This window comes from Amycolatopsis kentuckyensis (assembly GCF_002155975.1).
Classification (GTDB): Bacteria; Actinomycetota; Actinomycetes; order Mycobacteriales; family Pseudonocardiaceae; genus Amycolatopsis; species Amycolatopsis kentuckyensis.
This window is the reverse complement of the sequence record NZ_MUMI01000713.1, coordinates 1-4209: the sequence shown is the minus strand read 5'-3', so window position 1 is coordinate 4209 and position 4209 is coordinate 1. Positions and strand designations below refer to the sequence as shown.

Below are 4209 nucleotides of genomic sequence, written 5' to 3'. Positions count from 1 at the left end.
AGTGGTGCAGGCCTGCACCAGCTTCAGCTTGTCGGCGGCCGAGGGCTCCGGCTGTGTCCACTCGGCCCGGGAGAAGTCCCGGCCGCCGTGGTCGACGTACGTCGTCTCCACCCACAGCTGCTTCCGCAGACGGGCGGCGTCGTCGAGCAGGTCCAGCATCAGCGCGGCCCGGCGTGCGCGGGCGTCGGCGACCTTGGCCTCGGTGGCGGCCTTCACGGCCTCGCGGTCGAAGCTCAGTTCGAGCTCGTCGGCGATCTTCGAGACGGTGGCGCCGGAGCGGCCGATGGCCTTGGCGATGGCGTTTCGGGACTCGCCGGCGGCGTGGAGGTCGCGGACCTTCCGGCGGTCCTCCTCGGTGATCGGGCGCGCTCGTGGCACGTGATCACCTCCAGCTGGTTTCGGGGTTGCCCTCCACGTCCTGCCCGTGCGCGGGCCTGGGCCGAGGGCTCTGCCGGGCTCAGCCCGGCAGCCCCGGGTACAGCGCAGCCCCCGCCGGTGGTCGCCCGGCGGGGGCTGCAAGGTCCCGGAGCCGATCCCGGGTACGGCGCATCAAAGGGGTAGACGGTGGGTGGCGGGCATAGCTCCGCCCGCAGAAAGCGTGACACACGTGATCACCGGCGCCAAGCACCGGGGCTCGAATGGGGGTGTCGCCGTCAGCCCAAGGGGCGCTGAGCCTGGATCGCGGCCAGGCAGGCAGGGCAGAGGATGCCGCCCGGGCCCGCGGGCGCCTGGCCGCACTTCGAGCAGGTCGGGCCCTCGGTCGTCTCGTCGCTCATGCCTCGATCACACCATCCCGGCGCTCGAGGTAGGCGAGGACCTCCCGCAGGTCGTAACCGCCGTCACCTCGGGTGAGGTGGCCGCGGCGCACCCACTGGCGGAGCGTGGCCGGGCAGATGCGGAAGCGGTCGTCGCCGGTCGCGTCCGCCTGCTGGTGCAGCGCCAGGACGGCGAGCTTCGCCGGGACGCGCTTCACGACCGGCCGCGCTCCGTGCGGAGCTGGATGCGGGCCAGCTCGAAGCGGATGTTCTCGTCGCGGATGGCCCGGTCGATCGGGCCGGGGACCTCCTCGACGACGTAGTCCTCGCGGGGGCGCTTGAGCTGCTTCTCCAGGTACCAGTCCCGCTCGGCCACGTCCTTCGCCCAGTACGGGTCGGGGTCGGTGACCATGAACGCGCGGATGTCGTCGCGGATCGCGATCTTCCAGACGGTGATCGGGTTGCCGTCCTCGTCGACGTTGAGGGTCACGCGCTCCGGCACGTGGAAGTCCTGGTCAGCCATGCCCTCGAATGTAGGCCATCGGCCAGCCGCGGGCGGGAAGCTCGCGGCCGACCACACCTCAGGGTGACCGCTTCCAGCCGTAGACCGGCTCCGGCATCGGCAGGCCGAGGTGCTCGCTGGCCCGGCGCATCATCTCGATGTCCCTGGGCGTGCCGAGGGCGGGGGTGAACACCTCGCCGTGGTGGCACCAGCCGACGAGCTGGGTGTGCTCGTCGAGGAAGGCTCGCCACGCGGCGTCCCAGTCGACTTCGCCCGTCACGCCGCGGCGTCCTGGGCGACGCGGAGCTTCACCAGGCCGAGGCCGACGTACGGCCGGTCGCACACCCCGCAGCGCCCGCCGGCGCCGTCCGGACGGACCTGCCCGACGCAGCCCGGCACGAGGCACGCGCCGAGCGTGGCGTCCGGCCGGTCGTGCGCCAGCCCCTGAGCCCGCCGGTGCAGCTCCTGCACCGCGTCGGCGATGTCGCCGAACTCCTCCCGGCCCGCGGCCCACTGGAGTCGCGTGAGGACGTACCAGAGGCCCCCACCGGTCTCGCCGCGCTCGGCCGCGATCCAGGCGGAGATCCGTTCGATCGTGCCCCAGATCGACCACACGTCGTCCTCCGGCGTCGGGATGGTGCGCGGGTCGAGCGCGGCGAGCACGTCCAGCCGCAGCGGCGGCCGCGACCCGTACCCCGGCGAACCCCGGCCCGGCCCGCCGCGGACCGGCTCGACCATGAACGGCAGCACGCCCTCGTACTCGCCGACCTCGCGCAGCTGGCCGGCCAGCTCGGTGACGCACTCGGGGCACGCATGTCCGGTGTAGACCGGCCGGGTGCAGCCGCGGACGACGCAGACCGCCGCGGCCGTAGAACGCGCGAGAGCCGGACGCGACCGGTCGCGCGGACCGGTCGCCGGGACGGAGGTCGTGATCATGGGTGCTCCTCGCTGTTCATGTACGCGTACTCCGACCAGCCCTCGGAGGCCGTGGGGGTCTCGGACGGTCTCGGGGTGCTCGACGCGACCTCGCCGGGCTGCTCCTCTGCGAGCCGGAGACCGACCTTGAGGGTGTCGATGAGGTCCTGCGCCCGGCGCGGGTCCTTGAGCGCCATGAGGAGCAGGTAGCCCTCGACCGCCTGGACGTCGCGGGCCTCGAGCGCCCGGTGGATGCACTTCTCCAGCTGGTCCGGTGTGAGCGCGCGGAGCTCGGCGTCCGTCGTCAGCGCTGGGCCGCCGAGCGCGGCGTGGGCACGCTCGATGCGCGGGTCCTCGGTCACGGCTGGACCTCCGGGCGGTCGAGGACGGCGCGGATGCGCTGGAGCGTCTTCGCGTCGCCCGCGGCCGGGGTCGTCGTCGACGTCCAATGCCCGGCCTCGGCCAACACGGTCCGGATCGCGTGCAGCTGGCCGGACAGCACGCCGTGCTCCTGCTTGAGCTCCGCGATCTCCTGCTCCATCGCCTCCACCTGGACGGGGGACAGCGCCAGCCTCGCGCGAAGGATCGCCATCTCCTCCGCGGTCTCGCTGTCGGGCAGCGGGGGCCAGCCCGCGTCGGCGTCGCCGTCGAGCGCCGGGTGCCCGCGCAGCCGGTCCGCATACTGGCTCAGCGCGATGCCCGCGTGCGTGTGCCGCTGCGGCCCGGCCGCCTGGTCTTCGAGGTCGCGAATGATCCGCCGCAGCGTCGTCGCGACCGGCTCCGGCGGGCCGATCTCGCCAACCGGATCCAGCCAGCCTCGGTCGATCAGCGCCTGCGCGGCGGCATAGTTGGCGGCAACCTCATGGTCTTCCTCCTCGCCCGTGTGCTCGCCGATCGCCCCGGCCACGACGGCGCGCAGCGACACTCGAGCGGACTTGGGCAGCGGCGGTCGCCAGCCCAGGGCGAGCAGCTCGCCGACGAACCTGTCGCGTGTCGTCGGACTCGTGCAGTCGGCCAGCCCACGCAGGGTCTGTGTCCGCCACAGGGCCAGGCCCAGCTCCTCGCGGGCGGTCATCGGCGGAACCAGCCGATCGCACGGGCGAACCAGCGGCGGGCAGCGGGCGCCGTCCAGGCACCGGGTGGGGTGGTGGGCTGCTCGGTCACGGTGCCTCCTGGGCGATGAAGGCGCGGATGCGCTCGTACTTCTCCGCGGTGGTGTGGCGGTCCCACGCGGGCGAGTAGGCGGGCATGTGCCAGCTCACCTGGCCGGTGGGGAGGTCGATGTAGACGACCGGCCAGTCCGGCTCGGCGGGGTCGAGGCGGACGCCGGCGGTGTAGCCGCACTGCAGGGCCATGGCGGCGGCCTGGAAGACGCGGACGTAGCGAACGGGGTAGTTGGTGTCGTTGGGCTCGATGTCGCCGAGCGCGAGGCGCAGGGCGGTGTGGGCGTCGGTCATCGGTGCTCCCGGTCGAGTCGGCGGATGGTGCGGGTCTTGGCGGCGCGTTCGCGGGCGGCGAGCCGGGCTCGCTGGATCGCGGCGTACAGGCGGATGACGGCGCTCACGGGGTCAGCCACGGTCGGCCTCCTCTGCGGTGAAGAGCACGGCGGGTTCGGCGGCGTCCGGGGATGGGCGCCACTCCAGTTCGTCGCGGTCTTCGCTGGTGTAGAACAGCCGCCACCGCGTCGGCGCCGAGCACGGGCGGGCGGCCGCGCCGGGGCCGAAGTAGTGCCGTACCGCTTCGTCGGCGTGCGCCTGCGCCCGGTCCGGGTCGTCGGTGCCGGTCACCAGCACGCCGCGGACGCCGCCGAGGAGCGCGGTGTTGTCCCAGTCGTTGGCGACGAGCGGCCCGTCGACGTAGGCGGTGCCGGATCTGGTGCAGCGCAGGGACAGCGGGGCGTCAGCCACGGTCGTCCTCCAGGGGCGGGAACAGCGGGGCGCACGGGCACTTCCGGACGTCCATCTCGCCGGGGCCGCCGCCCACGAGGAAGGCGCAGCCGCAGCCGCGTTCCTTGGCGGTGCTGCACAGGAAGTCGGT

The 4209-nt window shown here is 73.6% G+C and carries 11 protein-coding genes; all 11 read right to left on the bottom strand.

All coding sequences use genetic code 11. The features are described 5' to 3' along the window. Nucleotides 1–378 (bottom strand): helix-turn-helix domain-containing protein (locus CCN39_RS46310; protein WP_086853385.1); only part of this gene is annotated, 378 nt, incomplete at its 3' end. Nucleotides 379–653: 275 nt separating this feature from the next. After that, nucleotides 654–776, bottom strand: a complete 123-nt coding sequence (locus CCN39_RS52710) for a hypothetical protein (protein WP_279629629.1) — start codon at nucleotides 774–776, stop codon at nucleotides 654–656. Beyond that, entirely contained in the window at nucleotides 773–973 is a 201-nt protein-coding gene (locus tag CCN39_RS46305; protein WP_086853383.1) for a hypothetical protein, read from the bottom strand. The genes CCN39_RS52710 and CCN39_RS46305 overlap by 4 nt, the downstream gene beginning before the upstream one ends. Next, nucleotides 970–1278 (bottom strand): hypothetical protein, encoded by a 309-nt coding sequence (locus tag CCN39_RS46300; RefSeq protein WP_086853381.1) that lies wholly within the window; start codon nucleotides 1276–1278, stop codon nucleotides 970–972. Before CCN39_RS46300 ends, CCN39_RS46305 begins: the two co-directional genes overlap by 4 nt. Nucleotides 1279–1336: 58 nt before the next feature. Next, the gene (locus CCN39_RS46295; protein ID WP_086853378.1) at nucleotides 1337–1537 is read right to left on the bottom strand and encodes a hypothetical protein; all 201 of its coding nucleotides are present in this window, start codon (nucleotides 1535–1537) and stop codon (nucleotides 1337–1339) included. Next, on the bottom strand, nucleotides 1534–2193 hold the full coding sequence (locus tag CCN39_RS46290) for a hypothetical protein (RefSeq protein ID WP_086853376.1): 660 nt from the start codon (nucleotides 2191–2193) through the stop codon (nucleotides 1534–1536). Before CCN39_RS46290 ends, CCN39_RS46295 begins: the two co-directional genes overlap by 4 nt. Beyond that, the gene (locus CCN39_RS46285; protein ID WP_086853374.1) at nucleotides 2190–2534 is read right to left on the bottom strand and encodes a hypothetical protein; all 345 of its coding nucleotides are present in this window, start codon (nucleotides 2532–2534) and stop codon (nucleotides 2190–2192) included. Before CCN39_RS46285 ends, CCN39_RS46290 begins: the two co-directional genes overlap by 4 nt. Next, complete coding sequence (locus CCN39_RS46280) at nucleotides 2531–3247, bottom strand: hypothetical protein (protein ID WP_086853372.1); 717 nt, start codon at nucleotides 3245–3247, stop codon at nucleotides 2531–2533. Before CCN39_RS46280 ends, CCN39_RS46285 begins: the two co-directional genes overlap by 4 nt. A gap of 85 nt (nucleotides 3248–3332) precedes the next feature. Further along, the gene (locus CCN39_RS46275; RefSeq protein ID WP_086853371.1) at nucleotides 3333–3629 is read right to left on the bottom strand and encodes a WDGH domain-containing protein; all 297 of its coding nucleotides are present in this window, start codon (nucleotides 3627–3629) and stop codon (nucleotides 3333–3335) included. Then, complete coding sequence (locus CCN39_RS52705; protein WP_279629628.1) at nucleotides 3626–3748, bottom strand: hypothetical protein; 123 nt, start codon at nucleotides 3746–3748, stop codon at nucleotides 3626–3628. Before CCN39_RS52705 ends, CCN39_RS46275 begins: the two co-directional genes overlap by 4 nt. Further along, nucleotides 3741–4079 (bottom strand): hypothetical protein, encoded by a 339-nt coding sequence (locus CCN39_RS46270; protein ID WP_086853369.1) that lies wholly within the window; start codon nucleotides 4077–4079, stop codon nucleotides 3741–3743. Before CCN39_RS46270 ends, CCN39_RS52705 begins: the two co-directional genes overlap by 8 nt. Between the last annotated feature and the right edge of the window lie 130 nt (nucleotides 4080–4209).

What these genes read in the sequence shown, in the direction of transcription:
- CCN39_RS52710 (WP_279629629.1), bottom strand. Translation starts at nt 776, where the DNA reads ATGAGCGACGAGACGACCGAGGGCCCGACCTGCTCGAAGTGCGGCCAG.
- CCN39_RS46300 (WP_086853381.1), bottom strand. Translation starts at nt 1,278, where the DNA reads ATGGCTGACCAGGACTTCCACGTGCCGGAGCGCGTGACCCTCAACGTC.
- CCN39_RS46290 (WP_086853376.1), bottom strand. Translation starts at nt 2,193, where the DNA reads ATGATCACGACCTCCGTCCCGGCGACCGGTCCGCGCGACCGGTCGCGT.
- CCN39_RS46280 (WP_086853372.1), bottom strand. Translation starts at nt 3,247, where the DNA reads ATGACCGCCCGCGAGGAGCTGGGCCTGGCCCTGTGGCGGACACAGACC.
- CCN39_RS46275 (WP_086853371.1), bottom strand. Translation starts at nt 3,629, where the DNA reads ATGACCGACGCCCACACCGCCCTGCGCCTCGCGCTCGGCGACATCGAG.